The sequence below is a fragment of the Carnobacterium sp. CS13 genome, from assembly GCF_016653495.1.
GTDB lineage: Bacteria > Bacillota > Bacilli > Lactobacillales > Carnobacteriaceae > Carnobacterium_A > Carnobacterium_A antarcticum.
Genome location: NZ_CP067364.1, coordinates 699,261 through 719,440, shown reverse-complemented (window position 1 = coordinate 719,440; position 20,180 = coordinate 699,261). Strand labels below are relative to the sequence as shown.

16 protein-coding genes are annotated in these 20,180 nt (G+C 38.6%); all 16 read right to left on the bottom strand.

Features of this window, described 5'->3' with window-relative positions; translation table 11 throughout:
* Positions 1-356: 356 nt before the first annotated feature.
* The 16 genes from queA to JHE06_RS03400 all read right to left on the bottom strand — a co-directional run bounded on the left by queA (position 357) and on the right by JHE06_RS03400 (position 20,179).
* Complete coding sequence (queA, locus tag JHE06_RS03475; protein ID WP_201089489.1) at positions 357-1,388, bottom strand: tRNA preQ1(34) S-adenosylmethionine ribosyltransferase-isomerase QueA; 1,032 nt, start codon at positions 1,386-1,388, stop codon at positions 357-359.
* Between the two features lie 21 nt (positions 1,389-1,409).
* Positions 1,410-2,375, bottom strand: coding sequence for a Holliday junction branch migration DNA helicase RuvB (gene ruvB / locus JHE06_RS03470; RefSeq protein WP_058920328.1), 966 nt, complete (start codon positions 2,373-2,375; stop codon positions 1,410-1,412).
* 74 nt (positions 2,376-2,449) lie between these two features.
* Entirely contained in the window at positions 2,450-3,064 is a 615-nt protein-coding gene (gene ruvA, locus JHE06_RS03465) for a Holliday junction branch migration protein RuvA (protein WP_058920143.1), read from the bottom strand.
* 246 nt (positions 3,065-3,310) lie between these two features.
* Positions 3,311-3,748, bottom strand: a complete 438-nt coding sequence (gene msrB / locus JHE06_RS03460) for a peptide-methionine (R)-S-oxide reductase MsrB (protein ID WP_058920142.1) — start codon at positions 3,746-3,748, stop codon at positions 3,311-3,313.
* Between the two features lie 134 nt (positions 3,749-3,882).
* Complete coding sequence (gene mutL, locus JHE06_RS03455) at positions 3,883-5,841, bottom strand: DNA mismatch repair endonuclease MutL (protein ID WP_201089487.1); 1,959 nt, start codon at positions 5,839-5,841, stop codon at positions 3,883-3,885.
* A 38-nt stretch (positions 5,842-5,879) separates the two neighbouring features.
* Positions 5,880-8,504: a DNA mismatch repair protein MutS gene (mutS, locus tag JHE06_RS03450; protein ID WP_201089485.1), complete on the bottom strand. Its 2,625-nt coding sequence runs from the start codon at positions 8,502-8,504 to the stop codon at positions 5,880-5,882.
* A 57-nt stretch (positions 8,505-8,561) separates the two neighbouring features.
* Positions 8,562-9,365 (bottom strand): TIGR00282 family metallophosphoesterase, encoded by an 804-nt coding sequence (locus tag JHE06_RS03445; RefSeq protein ID WP_058920139.1) that lies wholly within the window; start codon positions 9,363-9,365, stop codon positions 8,562-8,564.
* A 155-nt stretch (positions 9,366-9,520) separates the two neighbouring features.
* On the bottom strand, positions 9,521-11,080 hold the full coding sequence (rny, locus tag JHE06_RS03440) for a ribonuclease Y (protein WP_058920138.1): 1,560 nt from the start codon (positions 11,078-11,080) through the stop codon (positions 9,521-9,523).
* A gap of 312 nt (positions 11,081-11,392) precedes the next feature.
* Entirely contained in the window at positions 11,393-12,475 is a 1,083-nt protein-coding gene (recA, locus tag JHE06_RS03435) for a recombinase RecA (RefSeq protein WP_058920137.1), read from the bottom strand.
* 153 nt (positions 12,476-12,628) lie between these two features.
* Positions 12,629-13,903 (bottom strand): competence/damage-inducible protein A, encoded by a 1,275-nt coding sequence (locus JHE06_RS03430; protein WP_058920136.1) that lies wholly within the window; start codon positions 13,901-13,903, stop codon positions 12,629-12,631.
* 186 nt (positions 13,904-14,089) lie between these two features.
* Complete coding sequence (pgsA, locus tag JHE06_RS03425; protein ID WP_058920135.1) at positions 14,090-14,671, bottom strand: CDP-diacylglycerol--glycerol-3-phosphate 3-phosphatidyltransferase; 582 nt, start codon at positions 14,669-14,671, stop codon at positions 14,090-14,092.
* Positions 14,672-14,777: 106 nt separating this feature from the next.
* Positions 14,778-15,650 (bottom strand): helix-turn-helix domain-containing protein, encoded by an 873-nt coding sequence (locus JHE06_RS03420; protein ID WP_201089484.1) that lies wholly within the window; start codon positions 15,648-15,650, stop codon positions 14,778-14,780.
* Between the two features lie 151 nt (positions 15,651-15,801).
* Positions 15,802-16,527, bottom strand: coding sequence for an elongation factor P 5-aminopentanone reductase (gene ymfI, locus JHE06_RS03415; RefSeq protein ID WP_058920133.1), 726 nt, complete (start codon positions 16,525-16,527; stop codon positions 15,802-15,804).
* Positions 16,524-17,825, bottom strand: a complete 1,302-nt coding sequence (gene yfmH, locus JHE06_RS03410) for an EF-P 5-aminopentanol modification-associated protein YfmH (protein WP_058920132.1) — start codon at positions 17,823-17,825, stop codon at positions 16,524-16,526. The genes ymfI and yfmH overlap by 4 nt, the downstream gene beginning before the upstream one ends.
* The gene (yfmF, locus tag JHE06_RS03405; RefSeq protein ID WP_201089482.1) at positions 17,825-19,087 is read right to left on the bottom strand and encodes an EF-P 5-aminopentanol modification-associated protein YfmF; all 1,263 of its coding nucleotides are present in this window, start codon (positions 19,085-19,087) and stop codon (positions 17,825-17,827) included. The genes yfmH and yfmF overlap by 1 nt, the downstream gene beginning before the upstream one ends.
* Positions 19,088-19,219: 132 nt before the next feature.
* Positions 19,220-20,179, bottom strand: coding sequence for an ABC transporter permease (locus JHE06_RS03400; protein ID WP_058920130.1), 960 nt, complete (start codon positions 20,177-20,179; stop codon positions 19,220-19,222).
* Between the last annotated feature and the right edge of the window lies 1 nt (position 20,180).

Below are 20,180 nucleotides of genomic sequence, written 5' to 3'. Positions count from 1 at the left end.
TTCATGCTATATTATGAGTGTAAAGAGAGATGCACGTATGAGTGAACGACAAACTTTCTTTTTTGTTTAGCTTCAAAGAAACAAATAAAATCAACATTCAGTTTCGATTTACCAGTTTCAATAACCATTCAGTTAAGTCAATCAGTTAAGTAGGCGATTAAAAAAAACAAATCTTAGCTCGATAGTTAGTTTACGCTTAAATGAACGCAACGAATAAAGTATAAAAGAATCACATGTCGTTTTTTCAAAAGAAGTTTAATATCCAAACAGTTCGATTCTAAAAAAAAAGTTCACTCATACCTCTCTTAAAACAAAGGAGAAGTTGGCATTTTCAGCCCGCTTCTCTTTTTTGTTGTTTATTTTACAAACATCGCATCTCCAAAACTGAAAAACCGATATTTTTCTTTTACAGCATGCTCATAAGCTGCTAGAACCTGCTCTCTTCCCGCAAAAGCACTGACGAGCATAACCAAAGTTGACTTAGGCAAATGAAAATTAGTTGTAAAAGCATCAACTAACTTAAACTCATAGCCTGGAGAAATAAAGATACTAGTCCAGCCGCTATCTGCTTGAATGCTGCCATTAAATTTTGTCCCAATGGTTTCAAGAGTCCGTATAGAAGTTGTTCCTACAGCAACAATTCTGCCACCTGCCTTTTTTACTTCATTTAATTGGCTAGCGGCTTCTTCAGATAAACGGTAAAATTCAGAATGCATTTCATGGTCTTCAATGGAATCGACGCTAACGGGCCGGAACGTTCCTAACCCGACGTGTAATGTTAAGAAAACCAATTGAACCCCTTTAGCTTTAATTTTTTCTAATAACTCTTCAGTAAAATGCAAACCAGCTGTAGGAGCAGCTGCTGAACCATTTTCTTTTGCATAAACCGTTTGATAACGTTCATTGTCTTCGAGTCGTTCTTTAATATAAGGCGGTAAAGGCATTTCTCCAAGAGATTCTAAGACTTCCAAAAAAATACCGTCATAAGAAAAATCAATGATTCGTCCACCATGATCCAATTCTTCTTTGACCACAGCTTTCAAACGACCATCTCCAAAATGAATTTCCGTTCCAACTTTAGCTCGTTTAGCCGGCTTAACTAATGTTTCCCATTCATCATTTGAAGTGTTTTTTAACAACAACACCTCAACGTGTCCCCCTGTTTCAGGTTTGGTTCCGTAAAGACGAGCTGGCAAAACACGCGTGTCATTCATTACTAAGGCATCACCTGCATGTAACTCATCTAAAATAGCTGTAAAGTGCTTGTCTTCTATTTCACCAGTTTCTTTATCCAAAATCAAAAGTCTTGATCCGGAGCGATCTTCTAGTGGTGTTTGAGCAATCAACTCTTCAGGCAATTCAAAATCAAAATCATTTGTTGATAACATGTTTAAACGCTCCTGTCTTTATTAGTTGTTTATAGGGTAACCAAGATGGTCAAAACCTAACTGCGTTACAATTCTACCACGTGGAGTACGCTGAATAAAGCCCATTTGCAATAAATACGGCTCGACCATATCTTCGATCGTTTCCATTTCTTCCCCAATATTTGCTGCTATAGTAGACAGTCCTACTGGCCCGCCGCCATAGACTTCGATCATTGTCCGAACCATCTTTTGATCGACATAATCCAGTCCTTTTTGGTCCACACGCAGCATTGATAAAGCTGCATCAGCTACTTTTTGATTAACGATGCCGTCAGATTGGACTTGCGCATAATCCCGTACACGCTTCAAAAGCCGATTGGCAACCCGTGGTGTTCCTCTAGAACGTTTGGCAATTTCCAACGCTCCGCTATCATGAATCTCAGTTTGAAAGATATCCGCTGAGCGGATGACGATATCGCTTAAATCTTCGATCGTATAATATTCCATATGCGAGACGATTCCAAAACGATCGCGAAGAGGCGCTGATAGCATCCCAGCACGTGTGGTCGCACCAATCAAAGTAAAGGGCGGCAACGGAAAATGAACGGGATGAGCCGTCGGTCCTTGCCCAACAATGATGTCAACGAAATAATCTTCCATTGCAGAATAGAGCATTTCTTCTACCATTCTCGGCATCCGGTGAATCTCATCGATAAACAACACATCGCCTGCTTCTAATTCATTCAAAAGGGCTACTAAATCACCAGCTTTTTCGATAGCTGGCCCACTAGTGGTTCGTATGTTAACAGCCATTTCATTAGCAATAACCATTGCCATGGTCGTTTTCCCTAATCCTGGAGGACCATATAATAAAACATGGTCTAAAGCTTCTTCACGGCTTTTAGCTGCTTCGATATAAATGCCTAGTTCTAATTTTAATTTTGCTTGTCCAATGTATTGGTTTAAGTACTGTGGCCGTAAGGATTTTTCAATCGATAGCTCGTCCATACTATCGCTTTCTCCAGAAATAATCCGGTCTTCATAAGTCACTGTTGTTCACCCTTTCTGTATTTTGATCCTGCTTATTTCTTCATCAATAAGCGTAAAGCTTCTCTTAAATAAGCATCCGTTGTTTCCTTAGTTAATTTTCGAATCTCAGGTTCAACTTTTTTGATTTCTCTTGCGCTGTATCCCAACGCAGCTAAAGCTTCCAATGCTTCATTAGCCGGTTCATGGTTTGAAGGCAATGCTAATTCTTGCTGGATATTTCCTTCAGTCAGAACCGCTGGAATATCTAAATCATCCAATTTTCCTTTTAAATCTAAGATAATTTGAGAAGCAGTTTTTTTTCCGACTCCAGGAAATTTCATTAAGTAAGTGGCGTCTTCGCTTTCAATCGCATGCACTAAACCTGAATGGTCATCATTTGCTAAGATAGCTAACCCGCTTTTTGGTCCAATCCCTGACACACTGATTAATTTTAAATACAATTGTTTTTCATTGTAATCTTTAAATCCATAGAGTGTGATTGCATCTTCTCGTACAGCTTGATGGACGTAAATCGTCACTTCTTCATTTAGTTTGCTGGAAAAACGGAATGGGTTAGCTACATAAAGCAGATAGCCTAATCCTCCTGTTTCAACAACCACATAAGCTGGGGTAACAAACGTTACCACTCCTTTAATGTACTCATACATGTTTTTAGCTCCATTCATTTTACTAAGCTGCTAAACAGCACACTTGTTCCCTTAGTATTCTATCATATTCTAGGAAGGAATGGGAGATTCTCAAAAAATCTCCCATTCTATTTCTTGGAAACGTTCTATACTTCACAGCTCATTATGTATCTTTCGAATAAAGAAAACACCCTCTGCTCATAGTTGAGAGAGGATGTTGGATTCATTTTAGATCTGTTTTTCTTTACCGTTTTGAATCTAATACGGTTAAGCAAATAAGTTAAGGTAAGTGCCATACCCTTCTTCTTCTAGTTTTTCTTTTGGAACAAAACGTAAAGCTGCAGAGTTGATACAATAACGCAAACCGCCAGCTTCTGTTGGACCGTCATTAAAAACATGCCCTAAATGAGAATTTGCCTCTTTGCTGCGTACTTCTGTTCGAGCCATACCAAGTTTGCGATCCATTTTTTCAACAACTTCTTCAGAAGCAATGGGTTTAGTAAACGATGGCCAGCCACAACCAGCATCATATTTATCTGTTGAAGAGAATAGTGGTTTGCCGCTGACGACGTCTACAAAAATACCGTCATCGTAAAAAGCATCGTATTCACCAGTAAAAGGACGTTCGGTTGCTTCATTTTGTGTGACTTCATATTGAATAGGAGTTAATGTTTGTTTGAGTTCTTCTTGACTAAATTTTGTCATTTTAAGGCTCCTCTCTAGTTCTAAAAACACATTTCTGATTTGATTTTGCTTAAATCATCCATAGCGCCTCTATTTATTTTAGCTCATTTAATGCTAAGCTTCAACTTATCGGTTCGCTTTCCTATCTCATTCATTTAATGAGAATCTTGAATACGTTTAAACATTTTTTCCATATCATTTGTTGTGAATTGGATCAATACTGGTCGACCATGAGGACAATTATACGGGTTCTCGGTTTTTGCTAAGTCTACTAATAGCGCACGAGCTTCGGTATCATTCAGATAATGATTGGCTTTGATTGATCCTTTGCAACTCATCATAATAGCGGAAGCTTCGCGGAACTTAGCAACATTAACGGTCCCTTGCTCTAACAGCAAATCTATCATTTCTCTAACAATCGTTTCTTCTTCTCCTTGGTTGAACCAAACCGGGTGGCTTCTCAATAAAAAACTATTCTGTCCGAATGGTTCCAAATAAATACCGACTTTTTCTAGAGCTTCTTGGTTTTCTTTAATTTTGATGGCATCGTTGCTTGGGTAATCTAGCAAAAGAGGGACCAATAAATCCTGTAGATCAGTACTGACCTCTCCAATTTTCTTCCGGAAATATTCGTATTTGATTCGTTCTTGAGCCGCATGTTGATCTAAGATATATAACCCATTTTCATTTTGTGCGAATAAATACGTGCCATGCATTTGACCAACGTATTCTAACAATGGCAAATGAGCTACTTGGTCTTTTTCCGGAGATTCTGTTGTTAACATTTTTTCTGCTGTTTGCAAATAGGGTTGGCGATGTGCGTCTGATACGGAAGCGATTTTCTTCATGTCTTCTAGTTGATCGCTTGCTGAATAATCCGTTTTTTCATTAAACACAAAATCCTCTGGCTTCATTTCCTGTCCAGACGTGTCCTCAAATGCTACTGATCGACTTTGCTCAACAGCTGGTGGTGAGTGCATAGTGTGCCAATTATTTGACGGTATTGACCGCTCTGCTTTTTCATCGCTGCTAGATTGTGCAAAATCTAACCGTGTTTGTTCCGTAGGTTGCTGCGCTTGTTGCGTTTCTTTTTTAAAGCCCAAATTTCCCAATGCTTCAGGAATCAACTGCTCTCCGCTTAAACATTCGTTAATGGCGGCTTCAATAAGCTCCATCAATTCTTTTTCTTTGCTGATACGCACTTCTTGTTTTGTAGGATGAACATTAACATCAATCAGAAGGGGGTCAATATCAATTTCAATAACAGCTATTGGAAAACGCCCCACCATTAATTTTGAACGATAACCGGCGATAATCGCCTTATTGAGTAAATAATTTTTAATGTACCGGCCGTTAATAATAATAGAAATATAGTTTCGACTAGCTCGTGTAATTTCAGGCAATGAAATATAGCCTGAAATTTTGAAGTCTAAATCTTCTTTTTCTATTTTTCGCATTTTTTTTGCAGTTGAAACCCCATATATGCCAGCCAACGTTTGTTTTAAATCGCCGTTTCCAGCAGTGCGCGTCAACTGATTGCCATCATGAACCAAACGAAACGCTATTTGTGGATGACTCAAGGCCATACGGTTAACAATGTCTGTTACATTGGCAAGTTCCGTTTGCAGCGTTTTAACATATTTCAATCGAGCAGGCGTATTGAAAAACAAATTTTCTACAGTCAACGTCGTTCCTTTTCTAGCTTGGTTAGGCCGCTCTTCGATCACTTGTCCTCCTTTTAACTTAACAAATGTTCCTTGCTGACTACCAGTAGAGGTTTCTAATGTGATGTCAGAAACAGAGGCGATACTTGGCAAAGCTTCTCCTCGAAAACCTAATGTACGAATGCGAAATAAGTCATCGCGTGAATAAATTTTGCTTGTTGCATGCCGCTTAAATGCATTCAAGACCTCATCTGAATCAATTCCAACGCCATTGTCAATGATTTGAATTTTTCTCAACCCTGCTTCTTCAATAAGAATATCGATTTGCGTGCTTCCTGCATCAATAGCATTTTCGATCAACTCTTTTACCACTGAAGCTGGGCGTTCGATAACTTCACCAGCCGCTATTTGGTTCGCTAATATTTCTGACAGTTCTTGAATTTTCGCCATTTTCTCTCCTCCTTTCTTTACTCGCTGGAACAATCTGCTTAATTTAATTGTTGCTGGAGCTGATGTAAGGCATTCAACGCTTCTAAAGGCGTCATCGTGAGTAAATTCAACTCTGTTAGAGTTTTAATGACCGTTGATTCCGTTTCGTCTAGTGCTCCAAATAAAGACAATTGCCCTTCTGCTGCTTCCGATACCCCAACAGATGTAGGTTCTTCTTTCATCACATTGGAAAGTGGAACATTTTTCGGCTCTGTGTGATTTCCTAAAACGATTTCTTCTTTTTGTTCTAACCGCTCTAAAATAACGGCTGCTCTAGATAATAAGCTATTTGGCAATCCGGCTAATTTGGCTACATGGATCCCGTAACTTTTATCAACTGGCCCTGGCAGCATTTTATGCAAAAAAATCAATTCGCCGTCTTCTTCAACGGCGCCTACATGGGTATTGACCAGTCCAGGTAACTCTTCTTCTAGTACCGTCAATTCATGATAATGCGTTGAAAACAAGGTTTTAGCATGCACGTGTTTGTGAATGTATTCTATGATAGCTTCTGCTAAAGCCATCCCGTCAAAAGTCGCCGTTCCCCGTCCGATTTCATCGAATAAAATCAAACTATTAGAAGTCGCATGACGCAATGCTTGGTTAGCTTCCATCATTTCGACCATAAACGTACTTTGACCAGAAATCAAATCATCCGCTGCTCCGATTCGAGTAAATATCTGATCAAAAACAGGCAGATTAGCGGTTTCTGCTGGTACAAAACAGCCCATTTGCGCCAAGATAACCGTTAAAGCCAATTGACGCATATAAGTACTTTTCCCCGACATGTTTGGTCCGGTAATCAACATGATTTCTGTATTAGCATCCATCTCCACACTATTCGGGACGTACGTTTGTTGACCTAAAACTTTTTCAACCACCGGATGGCGTCCATTGACCAACATCAAGTCTTGGCTGTCAAATGTCAGTTCAGGACGAACGTAATGATACTTTTCACTGATGGTTGCAAAACTTTGCAATACATCAATCGTTGCTACTGTCTTCGCTAATAACTGCAACCGTTCAATATAAGCTTTAACAGTCTCTCTCACTTCTGTGAACAAACGGTATTCTAATGCTAACGATTTTTCTTCTGCTTCCAAAATCAAAGTTTCTTTCTCTTTTAATTCCGGAGTAATGAATCGCTCAGCATTCGCTAACGTTTGTTTCCGTTCATACGTTCCTTCTGGCAAATTGGCCAAATTGGACTTAGTAATTTCAATATAATAACCGAATACACGATTATAGCCGATTTTCAAGGTCTTTATGCCGGTTTTTTCGCGTTCTTCTGCTTCTAATTGAGCAATCCATCGTTTGCCGTTGCGCATAGCATCTCGGTACTGATCCAAGGTTTGATTGAATCCATCATTGATTACACTGCCGTCTTTCAACGATAAAGGTGCATCATCATTGATAGCATTCTCAATCAAAGACACAACTTCTGGCACCGTATCTAAATCAGACAACAACGAATCCCATTCATTTTTATTCATTAGTTCAATGATCTCTTTTAATTGAGGAATCTGTACTAAAGAGGTTTTCAACTGAATTAAATCACGGCCGTTTACATTCCCAAAAGCTACTCTGCCCGCCAGACGTTCTAAATCATATACTCGCGTCAATGCTTCATTTAAATCGGTTCGTTCAAAAAAGTGATTCACTAAACTTTCCACAATGTCTTGTCGAGCGCGAATCGCGGTTTCTTGAATCAACGGTCGGTCAATCCATTGTTTCAGTAAGCGTCCTCCCATTGCCGTTTTTGTTTCATCTACTAGCCAAAGCAAGGTACCTTTTTTTTGGCCCGTTCGAATAGATGTAACCAACTCTAAATTGTGTTTAGAATAATGATCCATTTTTAAGTAGTGTGTCGGTGTATAAACTTCTGCTTTTTGTAAATGCGCTAAACTTCTCTTTTGAGTCACACTTAAATAAGACAATAAAATTTTTAATACCGACAAAATACCTGTGTTTTCTACTTCACTAGACAAGTAGGCAAATTCAGCATTTTCTTCAATGTCTTTTTGTGTTGAGATCAGTATGCCTAATTTTGTCTGTAATTCTGTTTGCAGCTCAATATGCTCAGCTTCTTTAAAAACAACTTCTTTTGTTTTTAAACTGCTTAATTCATTGATAACATCATCAATTGAAGTTAGTTGGGCAGCCTTCAGCTCGCCGGTACTTAAATCAGCATAGGCGATAGTTATTTGTTGTTCTTCTGTGACCGAAAGAGCAGCCAAATAATTATTGGTTTTTGCATCGATCGTTTTAGAATCCATTGCCGTACCAGGTGTAATTAGCTGAACAACTTCACGTTTCACCATACCTTTAGCCGTTTTTGGGTCTTCTACTTGTTCGCAGATTGCCACTTTATAGCCTTTTTCAATCAAAACATCAATGTACCCTTTTGCAGCATGGTAAGGTACGCCGCACATTGGAATAGGATTTTCTGCATTTTTATTTCGTGTCGTTAAAGTAACTTCCAGTAATTGTGATGCTTTGATCGCATCTTCATTGAACAGCTCATAAAAGTCTCCCAGGCGATAAAATAAAAAGGCGTCTGGATACTGCTCTTTGATTCCTAAATATTGCACCATCATTGGGGTATGTTGTGTTTTTTGCGGCATGCTAATCCCCCCTTTTCATACTTTCCTTTTGTTTTTCCTGTTTTTATGTCCCTTTGATTAAAAGTCTCCGCCAAATGGTCGATCATCATTGATAACGATTGGTTCAATTTTTTTTGCTGCTCCCGTTGTATCATCAAGTTCAATAAAACAACCGGATAAAATTTTACGTCCTTCTTTAGGCACTTCAAAACGTGTCGGCATTTGGGTTAAAAAGCGTTTTATTACTGCATCACGGTTCATACCCAAAACTTCATCGTACGGTCCTGTCATACCTGCATCGGTCAAATAAGCTGTGCCTGCAGGTAGAATGCGCGCATCATTCGTTTGAACATGAGTATGAGTACCAACAACAGCCGATACGCGACCATCAAGATACCAGCCCATCGCTTGTTTTTCACTGGTTGTTTCAGCATGGAAGTCAACAAAAATCAAAGGTGTGCGTTGACCAGCTTCTTCAACAAGTTCATCTGCTTTTCGGAAAGGATCATCAACATCTGACATAAACACTCGTCCATGTAGATTGATAACAGCCAATTCCAATTGATTCACTTTAATATAAGCAATGCCTTTCCCAGGCGTACCTTCAGGAAAGTTAGCCGGTCGAATCATTTTTTTTGCATCTTCAATAAATTCGAAGATTTCTCGATTGTCCCAAGTATGGTTTCCCATGGTTACAATATCTACGCCATCTTGTAAAAAACCTTTATAAATTTTCTCGGTAATTCCGCGTCCTGCTGCTGCATTTTCGCCATTTAAAATGGTGACTTGAGGTTTGTACTTTTGCTTTAACTTTGCTAAATGATCGTGTACCATTTCCCGGCCCATCGAACCTACGACATCTCCAATAAATAATAATCTCATGTTTATTGCCTCTTCTCTATTAGTTGCATCTATTCTATTTTAACAATAAATCTGTGTAAAGAAAAGCCACGAAAAAACATTCCTTTCTTTTACAGCTTAAACGAAAAACGAGACAACTAAAGCATAGTCGTCTCGTTTTTTCATTGATTCTCATTTTATTTTGCGTACTCGATCGCTCGTGTTTCACGAATAACCGTTACTTTGATATGTCCTGGATAATCTAACTCATCTTCAATCAGATTGCGGACATTACGCGCCAAACTTACAGCTTCCAAATCATCAACTTTATCTGGTTTAACCATAATTCTGATTTCGCGTCCGGCTTGTATGGCGTAACTTTGTTCTACTCCTTCAAAACCATTAGAAATACTTTCTAATTTTTCTAAACGATGAATGTAATTCTCAAGCGATTCGCTTCTTGCTCCTGGTCTAGCAGCAGATAAAGCATCCGCAGCAGCGACTAAAACAGAAATCACAGATGTGGCTTCAATATCGCCATGATGAGAAGCAATAGCGTTGATCACAGTTGAGTTTTCTTTATAGCGCATTGCGATTTCTGCGCCAATCTCTACATGTGAACCTTCAACTTCATGATCTAAAGCTTTACCAATATCATGCAACAAGCCTGCACGTTTAGCCAAAGTCACATCTTCGCCTAATTCAGCAGCTAATACGCCCGCTAATTTTGCAACTTCAATCGAATGCTGCAAAACATTTTGCCCATAGCTTGTTCTGAAACGCAAGCGTCCTAATATCTTGATAATATCTGGATGAATGGAATGGACTCCCACTTCAAAGGTCGCTTGTTCTCCAATTTCTCTAATACGTTCATCCATTTCTTTACGTGATTTTTCAACCATTTCTTCAATTCGGGCCGGATGAATTCTGCCGTCTTGAATCAATTTTTCAAGCGTCATACGAGCAATCTCACGACGAATCGGATCAAAGCCGCTTAAAATAACCGCTTCTGGCGTATCATCGATAATCAAATCAATACCGGTCAATGTTTCCAAAGCTCGGATATTCCGTCCTTCTCGTCCAATGATGCGGCCTTTCATTTCATCATTTGGTAAGGTAACCACGGAAACTGTTGATTCGGATACTTGATCTGCAGCACACCGTTGAATGGCCAAAGCGATCAAGTTACGCGCACGGCGATCGCCTTCTTCTTTAGCTTTTTCTTCTGAATGTTTGACCATTACCGCAAATTCGTGTGACAGGTCATCTTCTGTTTCTTGAATAATAATGTGTTTCGCATCTTCTCTTGAAAGTGCAGCTACACGTTCTAGTTCGGTTTCTTGTTGCTCAACCAATTCTTTCGCTTTCTTCTCCAAATCGTCCACTAGTTGTTGTCTTGAACTTAATTTCTCTTCTTTTGCTTCAAGCAGTTGTTCACGCTTTTCTAAGCCATCATTTTTACGGTCGATGTTATCTTCCCGTTGTACCAAACGATTTTCTTGTCTTAGAACCTCATTTCTTCGCTCTTTCAGCTCAGTTTCAATTTCAGTTCGGTATTTGTAGTTTTCATCCTTCGCTTCTAACATCGCTTCCTTTTTCATGGTTTCTGCTTCTCTTTGTGCTTCATCCAATATTCCAGTTGCAGTGTTTCTAGCACCAGCCAGTTCTTTTTCATGGGTTGATTTGCGGATAGCATATCCTACAAAAAGACCGACAACTAAAGTAACGATAGCGAAGGCTATACTGATAAAATTCATTCTTCCACCTCCGTATCATATATTTAATTTGTCATTTATTATTTATCAATTATTTGGTAGAGCTACACACTTATTTACCAATAAAACCTACCTGTTATCTAAAGATAAAGTAATAGATATCTTAATTTTAATTGTCCTCATCAAACATGTCAACTTAATAATGTCTTTTAGAGGTGTTTCGGTCATTTTTGTTCCTGAAATGAGAACGCTATCCTATTTTATCGATTATTTTCCTTTATCTTTTTCATTTTTCTCTATAACAAAAAAACCAATCTAAACGAATGGTTTTTTTGTTAGGCTTATTAATAAAGTTTATATCTCTTCTGGTGCAATTTTCTTTTTAACAGTTGCTTTTGCTTCTTTTATTTCTTCTGGTTTAGCAGATTCAACAGGCTCTGCTGGTGCATCTCCAATACCATAAGCTGCTCGAACTTTTTCTTCGATTTCAGCTCGTAATTCAGGATGGTCTATAAAGTATTTTTTAGCATTTTCGCGTCCTTGACCAATACGTTCGCCTTCATAAGAATACCAAGCACCCGACTTATCAATGATGTCTTTTTCTGACCCCATATCTACTAACTCGCCGACTTGTGAAATCCCTTCTCCGTACATAATATCCACTTCAGCCACTCTGAAAGGCGGCGCTACTTTGTTTTTTACGACCTTGATTTTTGTACGGTTTCCCATAATATCCGTGCCTTGTTTAATTTGTTCTGCACGTCTTACTTCTAAACGAACTGTTGCATAGAATTTTAGAGCACGTCCACCAGGAGTAATTTCCGGGTTACCAAACATCACACCAACTTTTTCACGAATTTGGTTGATGAATAGCGCAATGGTTTTTGTTTTATTGATTGAACCGGATAATTTACGCAAAGCTTGAGACATCAAACGAGCTTGCAGCCCTACATGACTGTCCCCCATTTCGCCTTCAATTTCTGCACGCGGTACTAAAGCAGCTACTGAGTCAATTACAACGATGTCAACTGCTCCACTTGATACTAATGCATCAGCAATTTCTAGTCCTTGTTCACCGGTATCGGGTTGTGATAAAAGCAATTCATCAATGTCTACTCCTAATGCCGCAGCATATTTAGGATCTAGAGCATTTTCTGCATCAATAAAAGCGGCAATTCCGCCTTGTTTTTGAACTTCTGCCACAGCGTGCAGTGCTACTGTAGTTTTACCAGAACTTTCTGGTCCATAAACTTCAATGATTCGGCCTCTTGGGAAACCGCCCACTCCTAATGCAACATCCAGTGCTAAAGAGCCACTTGGAACAGTAGAAATACGGGTATCGATTTTTTCCCCTAGTTTCATTACGGAACCTTTACCAAAGTTTTTTTCAATCTTTTTCAATGCTGCATCTAATGCTTGTTTACGGTCTTCTGCCATTAATGTGTCCTCCTTGACTACTTTCTATCTGTCAAAATTCATTCAATTAGTTAGTTGTTTTAATTAGTCTCGCAAGTCTTATTATAACTTTTTTTTGATTTAAAAGCAAGAAAAAAGCGAACAAACATTCGGTTTGTTTTTCCAACAGGTTTTTTAATCTTTTAGATAAGTTTTTCCCTCAATAGGTTTCCCTAACAATTCTCGTCGGATCATATCCAGAGCCGATAAGACTGCTTGTTCGCGATTGCTGTTGCGCCCTTTTCCAAAATGGAAGCATTTAGCATAAGAAACGGTATCTTTAAAAGCATAGCCAATCCAAACCGTTCCTGATTTTTGTCCTTCTAATTCTGCAGGACCTGCAACACCGGTAAAGGAGACACCGATATCTGTTCCAAATTGATTCTTAACACATTGTGCCATTTCAATGGCGCAGTGTGCACTGACTACCCCATATTGTTCAATGGTCTCTTTTGATACACCGAGGATGTCTTCTTTTATACGATTGCTATATGTCACTACTCCCCCTTCAAAGTATTCAGAAACGCCAGCCGTCGTTGTCAACATACTTTGAAAAGCTCCACCTGTCAGGCTCTCTGCAGCTGTTAGAGTCAATTGTTGTTTTTTGATCAGCTCACCAACTACTTCGACCAAGCGCGTCTCTTCCCCATACCCATATAAATAGTCTCCTACACGGTCTTGGATCTTTCCCTCTAAGTCATCCAATAGTTTTTGACAATCCGTCTCAGTCCTTCCATTGGCCGTCAAACGCACGCTCACTTCATTGACTCCCGCATAAGAAGCGAGTGTGGGATTGGTTTGGGTTTCGATCAAATCATCTAATAAAGTAACTAAACGCGATTCTCCGATACCAAAAAAACGCATTACTCTTGACATTAAAACATCTTCTTTATCAGCATAACTTAGCAGTATTGGTTTTGCTTCTTGAACAAACATGGCTTTCAATTCATGCGGGGGACCAGGAAATAGTAAATAAGTCTGCTCATTGTGCTTGATAAACATCCCAGCAGCTAAACCATTCGGATTTTTCAAAACCATTGCACCTTCTATTACCAGTGCTTGCATCCGGTTGTTTTCCGTCATTGTTCGATTCATTTTTTTATGATAATCAGTGATGTTAGCCATAGTCTCTGAATCCAAAACCAACTCTTTGTTTAAATGTTCTGCCAGCACTTGCTTAGTCAAATCATCTTTAGTAGGACCTAAGCCACCCGTTAAAATTAGCAAATCGCTTCTTTGTTCTGCTATTTTGATCACTTCTTTTAATCGGGTCGGATTATCTCCTACAACAACTTGGTGGTACACATCAATTCCTAACGTTGCGAGTTGTTGCGATAAAAAAGCGGCATTCGTATTGACGATCTGTCCCAATAATAATTCCGTTCCAACAGCAATAATTTCAGCGTTCATCTTTTTTCTCCTTACTTTAGTATATGCACTATTTATTTATTTTTGTCTTTTTCCTCGTTCTTTAATGACCTCTGACTCAATAAAGGTGTTCTTAGTCAGATTTTACTTAGTAGTAGTTTAGCATAGGTTAGAGGCAACAAAAAAAGGAATGCTTCAATTAACTAAAAACATTCCTTCCTATTTTTTTTACATAGATCCTTTAAATACTGCACTGTTTTTAATAAAATAATCGATTCCCGAATAAATAGTGAAAAACAGACAGATGTACAGCATGATGCTAGCCATTGGAATCCCTAAAGCTGCAAATGGTAAATTGTCGATCTGCAACAAAATGATCGCAATCATTTGTGTTGCCGTTTTTATTTTTCCAGGCCATGCTGCTGCTAACACCGTTCCACCTTGTTCTACTAACAATAAACGTAAACCTGTCACAGCTAGTTCGCGGCAGACGATAATAGCTACTACCCATGAAGGAGCAAGTCCTTGTCCAACTAAAACAATCAAAGCTGTCATAACCAACATTTTATCGGCTAAAGGGTCAGCAAACTTTCCAAAATTAGTTACCAATCCTCTAGAACGGGCAATCTTTCCATCTAACCAATCGGTTAAACTAGCTAAAGCAAAAATAATTGCAGCACTCAGTTGGGTGATTTCAATGGTTGAACCCCACACATGCCAAACACCCCAATCCAAAGGAACTAAGGAAATAATAACAAATACAGGTATCATAATAATCCGAACAACCGTAAGTTTATTAGGTAAATTCAAAACATCGCCTTCTCTCTATTCTTTTTCTAAGTACGTTAAAATCAAAACAATAAGAATCCTCTCTGATGTATTCCATACATAAGGGACTCTCATTGTTCAATTTCGTTTATTCTGTTTCTTCAAATTGAAACTCAATTTTTTGGGTCACGGCGTTAGCTGCTTCAGGCGCATAATCTACGTTTTCATCATTTAATTTAACACCCGTTACAGATGCATTCCCCACGACGATGTTAACCGTTTTTGTATCAGCTGGAATAGCAGCATCCAAGACATCGCCATCTGTCAATAACGCTTGATCGATCATCGTTCCGTCCGCTTCAACACTAACCCAGCTTTCGCCGCCTTCAGCAGATAATGAAACAGTGTTTTCTGCAGTAGTTCCTGTTACAGAATAGGTTGTTTGAGAACCGGTTGATGACAGGACAGAAACAGCCTGTTTCGTTTCTTCTTTTTCTGATTCTGATGTAGCAGAGTCTTCAGTTGAGGGATCTTTTGCATCGTTCGAATTAGAAACAGCGCTTGAAACGACTACGCTTTCTGAGTTTTTCGTTATCAAACTTTCTTGAGAAGATTGATTGGTTTTAATAAAAGCGAAATAAATAGCTGCAGCAATAACCACAACGACCAACAGAATAACCAAAGTCGGCAAATAATCTTGAACTTTTCCGAGTAATTCGTTCCCTGTTTTATTTCCAGAACGTGTTTGGCTGCTGGATACTTTTTCAACATACTCTTCATCGTGTGTATGAGGCACGATATCAGTGTACTCTTCTAATAACTGATCCCCATTTAATCCAACTGTATCCGCATATTGTTTGATAAAAGCACGTGCATAAAATTTTCCTGGCATAACATTATAATTGCCCTCTTCAATTGCAATCAAATAACGTTTTTGTATTTTAGTCATCTGTTGTAAATCATCCAAAGTATACCCTTTGGCTTTTCTAGCCTCTTGTAACTTTTCACCGATTTCATTCATGAAGTCTTCACCTACCTGTTCTCTTGTTTAGAGAGCATAAAAAGCTCATATCATTGTAATTATAACACATCAAAACACTCAGAAACATCTCTTTTTATTTAACCTGTCCTTTTTAATCGGATGCTTTTACATTCGACAGCTCTGCGGCTCGTTATCTTAACCAGCCGCCGCTCACTACAATCGATTGTCCAGTCAAGTAAGCACTTCTTGGATCCAATAATTGATGGGCCCAAAAACTGATTTCCGAAATGGTTCCCATCCGACCAACAGGGATTTCTGCTTCCAGTTCCGCTACTTCTTCTAGACTGAAAGTTGCATTCATTTTAGTTGCAATAGCTCCGGGAGAAATTGCATTGACCGTAATTCCAAGGCTGGCTATTTCTTTACTGTAAGCTTTAACAAAAGCTAACTGTGCCCCTTTTGTCGTACTGTACAGCACCTCCATCGGGCTTCCGGCCTCTCCGTAAACAGAACTAATAAAAACGATACGGCCGTTACCTGAATAGGACAACTTAGTCTGCAATCGCTGGGCCAATAAAATAGGTGTTTTCACATGAACGGTCCACATTTGATCCATTGTAGCCGAAGTAACCTCCGTTAGCAGCTGAAAGGTTGTAAACCCGCTAGCAAAAATAATTGCATCCAACTGAAAAATGTTTTCGGTGAACACAGCAATTCCAGTCTCATCCGTCATATCTAGATGAATACCAAAAAAATCTTGTTTGGGATAAGCGAAACGGTACGTTTGCAGTTGCTGCTCTACACTTTCTTTATCGGAATGGTAATGCAGATACAATGACCAGCCATTTCCGGCTAATTCTTCAGCAATTCCTTTACCAATGTCGCCGCTTGCTCCCATGATCAAAGCTGCTTTCACGCTTCATCGGCTCCTTTAGGCAAAATATGAAAGACACTCATATGAGCTTCTTGCATAAAGCATTCTGCTAATGATTTCAATTGATCAAGCGTTATAGTTTCAATAATAGGAACCAAATCAAATAACGTTGCATCGCCATAAGCTTGTTGACTGTATTGATTGGCAATGTATTCTAAAGAATTTAACGATTGCAAAACTTGTCCAATCATCCGTTTTTTCACTAAGGTTAGATTTTCTTCCGTTAGTTCTGGACTTTCTTTGGCTGTTAATAGTATTTCTTTCACTACGGTACTGAAAGCTTCTGCGTCCTTTGCATCGCCCCCAATATCGACAAAATGGAATGTACGGTCTAAACTAAAATCGTATGAAAAACTGTCATCGATAATTCCACTATCATAAAGCTTCAAATAATTAGCTGAAGTCGGTCCGAATAACAACGTTAGCAAGAGATCCATAGTTGTTTTGTATGCCAAAGCCGCTTTTCCTTCCGGAGCCGGCCCAATTCCTTTAACGCCTACTATGCTTTTAGCACGGTTCACAGGCATGGTGATAGAAGCAAAAGGTACAATATCTGCAACAGTTTCTTCTGGAAAATGACGCTTGATTTCAGTCGCTGCAGGAAATTCTTTTTTAGCCTGATTTTCTCGAATCCAATCCATCATTTCTGCTGGATCCATTTTTCCTACAACAAACAAATTCATGTTGCTAGGATGATAAAACGTTTGATAACTTTCCATCAATAAGTCTGCTGTAATATCCATAATGCTGTCGACTGTTCCTGCAATATCAATGTGCAGTGGATGCTTTGGATAAAGGTTGCCCAAAATACCAAAGAACAAACGCCAATCGGGTTCATCTTCATACATTTGAATTTCTTGAGCAATGATCCCTTTTTCTTTATTAACGGTTTCTTCGGTAAAGTAAGGTTCTTGAACAAAATCTAAAAGAGTTTCCATATTTTTTAAAACGTGGCTAGTGCTGGAAAAGAGATAACTTGTCCGTGTAAAGCTAGTGAAAGCATTAGCCGAAGCCCCTTGCTTTCCAAATACATGAAAAATATCGCCTGTTTCTTTTTCAAACATCTTATGTTCTAAAAAATGCGCGATGCCATCCGGCACTTTAGTCATTTCGCTTTCGCCGAGTGGGACAAATTGATTATCGATCGAACCATATTTTGTCGTAAATAAACCGTATGTTTTATGAAATTCATTTTTTGGTAATAAAGTGACCGATAAGCCATTTTCCAAGGTTTCAGTGTAAAGCGTTTCATTTAGTTGTTTATAAACTTTTTTCTCCATTAGTTAACCTCCCCAGATAAGAAGAATGTCGCTTTTAATTTCACTTGATTAGCAACTTCGATAACTTGTTCCGTTGTCACTGCTTCAATATCGGCTATCCACTCTTCTAAATTAATAACTTTACCTATGGCCATTTGATTTGCATACATTCGCTCAATAATGGCTCCCGAATGATCTTCTGATTGCAATAATTGATTTTTCAGCATTTCTTTAGTTTGATTTAACGCTTCATCTGTAAAATTACCCGCTTGCATTTCTTTTAACTGCATGGTAATGATTTCTTTTACTTGGTCAACCTTTTTACTTTCAATACCTGTTTGAACACTCATCATGCCTCTAAACGTATCTAGAGAACTAGATGCATAGTAAGCCAAACTTTCTTTTTCGCGAACGTTCATAAATAACTTAGAATGAGGAAACCCGCCAAAAAGACCATTAAAAACTTGTCCTGCGTAATAATTTTTTTGATGGTAAAAGATATTCGTTGCATAACCTAAATTAAATTTAGCTTGTGTGATATCTTGTTCTTCTATTTTAGAAACCACTTTTTCGAATGTCTCCGTTGCATAAAAAGCCTCTTGTTTCGCTATGTTTCTAGCTTCAAATGGAAACAGTTTAAATTGCTCTTCTATTTGTTCTTTTTCAACATCACCTAAAACATAAATATCCACTTGATCTTCTTTTAAGGCTTTTTGATAATAATGATATAAATCAATAGCAGTAATCTCAATTAGATCTTCTTTTGTTCCGATACTAGGTGTCCGTTGCCCCTCATCGTCAAAAAATAAGTGTTGCAACTCTAAACTGGCATAAGTTTGTTTGTCATCTGCAATTGAATCATAATAATCGTTCAAATTTTCTTTTTCTCGTCTAAACGTTTCTTCGTCAAAATGCCCATCCGTCGCATTCGGTTTAAAAATAATTTCTTTTAAAAACGCAATGGCTTCCTTTAAAACAGAATCTCCCATCGTTAAATACTTCTCGTTTACTACATTCAACCCTATCGATAAAATATGAGACGTCCCTTTTTTACTGATAGAGGTGCCGAAACTAGCTCCATAAAGATTAGACAATTCGCTTCTTAAAGCTGTCTGTGTTGGGTATTTTTCACTATTGGTCTCCAGCAAACTTGAGAGTAAGGCTCTTTTTGTAATACTTTTTTTGTCTAGAGGCGTGCGTAATTTCACGACCATTTGTACGGTTTTGTATTTTTTAGTTGGCAGAACATGTAATTGAACGCCTTCGGCTAATTGGATTGACATCCTTTTTTTCCTCCTCGTTATAAAAACAATCTTCTCCTTATCATAGATTAAAAAAGAAGAAATGTGAAGCATCCCGTTCAATACGAAAAAAACAATCAGATAAATATCTCTGATTGTTTTTTCGTAAATTCCTTACTTCGATTTGATATAAGTCTTACCATTTGCTGCTGGACCTTCTGATTTTCCGATAACTCCTACCAATACGACGATCGTAATTAAATAAGGAGCAATTTGCAGCCAGACACTTGGAACATCCTGGATAAACGGTATATAATTGCCGATTACACCTAAACTTTGAGCAAACCCAAAGAAAATAGCTGCGCCCATTGCGCCTAAAGGATTCCATTTACCAAAAATCATAGCTGCCATTGCAATAAACCCTTGACCAGCAATGGTTGAAGCGGAAAAGTTCAATGAAATTGCTTGAGCTTGAATAGCTCCTCCCATTCCGCCTAAGAGACCGGATAATAGCACACCGGCATATTTCATTCCATAAACATTGATTCCTAAAGTATCTGCTGCTTGAGGATGTTCCCCTACAGCTCTCAAACGCAATCCAAAACGAGTTTTGAATAACACAAACCAACATAAAACAGCTATCAGAATTCCTACAAAAGCTGGTGCAGAAGTTCCTTTAAAGAAAATATCGCCAATAACGGGAATCTTTTCCAATAATGGAATATTCGCTTTTCCAAAGTTTTTAGGAATAATATCTGTTTGGCCGCGTCCATCATACAATACACGAGTTAAGAAGACCGCTAAAGCAGGCGCCATCAAGTTAATAACCGTTCCTGAAATAATGTGGTCTGCCCGTAAATTGATGGTTGCAACAGCGTGAATCAACGAAAACAAAATTCCGATCACTCCGCCTACAATAACTCCTACCCAAGGTGTCCAATTTCCAAATTGACTCGCAAAGGACAAGTTAAAGACTACGGAACCGAAGGCACCCATGACCATGATTCCTTCCAAGCCGACGTTAACAATTCCACTACGTTCAGAAAAAGTTCCACCTAATGCTGTTAAGATAAGAGGGGCCGAATAGACTAACGCTGAAGAAAAGACAAGTTGCAATACACTCATAACATCCATC

Coding starts and splice junctions, on each gene's coding strand:
- rny (WP_058920138.1), bottom strand. CDS start 11,080: ATGAATTTTATCAGTATAGCCTTCGCTATCGTTACTTTAGTTGTCGGT.
- queA (WP_201089489.1), bottom strand. CDS start 1,388: ATGTTATCAACAAATGATTTTGATTTTGAATTGCCTGAAGAGTTGATT.
- ruvA (WP_058920143.1), bottom strand. CDS start 3,064: ATGTATGAGTACATTAAAGGAGTGGTAACGTTTGTTACCCCAGCTTAT.
- yfmH (WP_058920132.1), bottom strand. CDS start 17,825: ATGGAGAAAAAAGTTTATAAACAACTAAATGAAACGCTTTACACTGAA.
- JHE06_RS03400 (WP_058920130.1), bottom strand. CDS start 20,179: ATGGATGTTATGAGTGTATTGCAACTTGTCTTTTCTTCAGCGTTAGTC.
- JHE06_RS03430 (WP_058920136.1), bottom strand. CDS start 13,903: ATGAACGCTGAAATTATTGCTGTTGGAACGGAATTATTATTGGGACAG.
- yfmF (WP_201089482.1), bottom strand. CDS start 19,087: ATGTCAATCCAATTAGCCGAAGGCGTTCAATTACATGTTCTGCCAACT.
- mutS (WP_201089485.1), bottom strand. CDS start 8,504: ATGCCGCAAAAAACACAACATACCCCAATGATGGTGCAATATTTAGGA.
- recA (WP_058920137.1), bottom strand. CDS start 12,475: ATGGCAGAAGACCGTAAACAAGCATTAGATGCAGCATTGAAAAAGATT.
- msrB (WP_058920142.1), bottom strand. CDS start 3,748: ATGACAAAATTTAGTCAAGAAGAACTCAAACAAACATTAACTCCTATT.
- mutL (WP_201089487.1), bottom strand. CDS start 5,841: ATGGCGAAAATTCAAGAACTGTCAGAAATATTAGCGAACCAAATAGCG.
- ruvB (WP_058920328.1), bottom strand. CDS start 2,375: ATGGACGAGCTATCGATTGAAAAATCCTTACGGCCACAGTACTTAAAC.
- JHE06_RS03445 (WP_058920139.1), bottom strand. CDS start 9,365: ATGAGATTATTATTTATTGGAGATGTCGTAGGTTCGATGGGCCGGGAA.
- JHE06_RS03420 (WP_201089484.1), bottom strand. CDS start 15,650: ATGAATGAAATCGGTGAAAAGTTACAAGAGGCTAGAAAAGCCAAAGGG.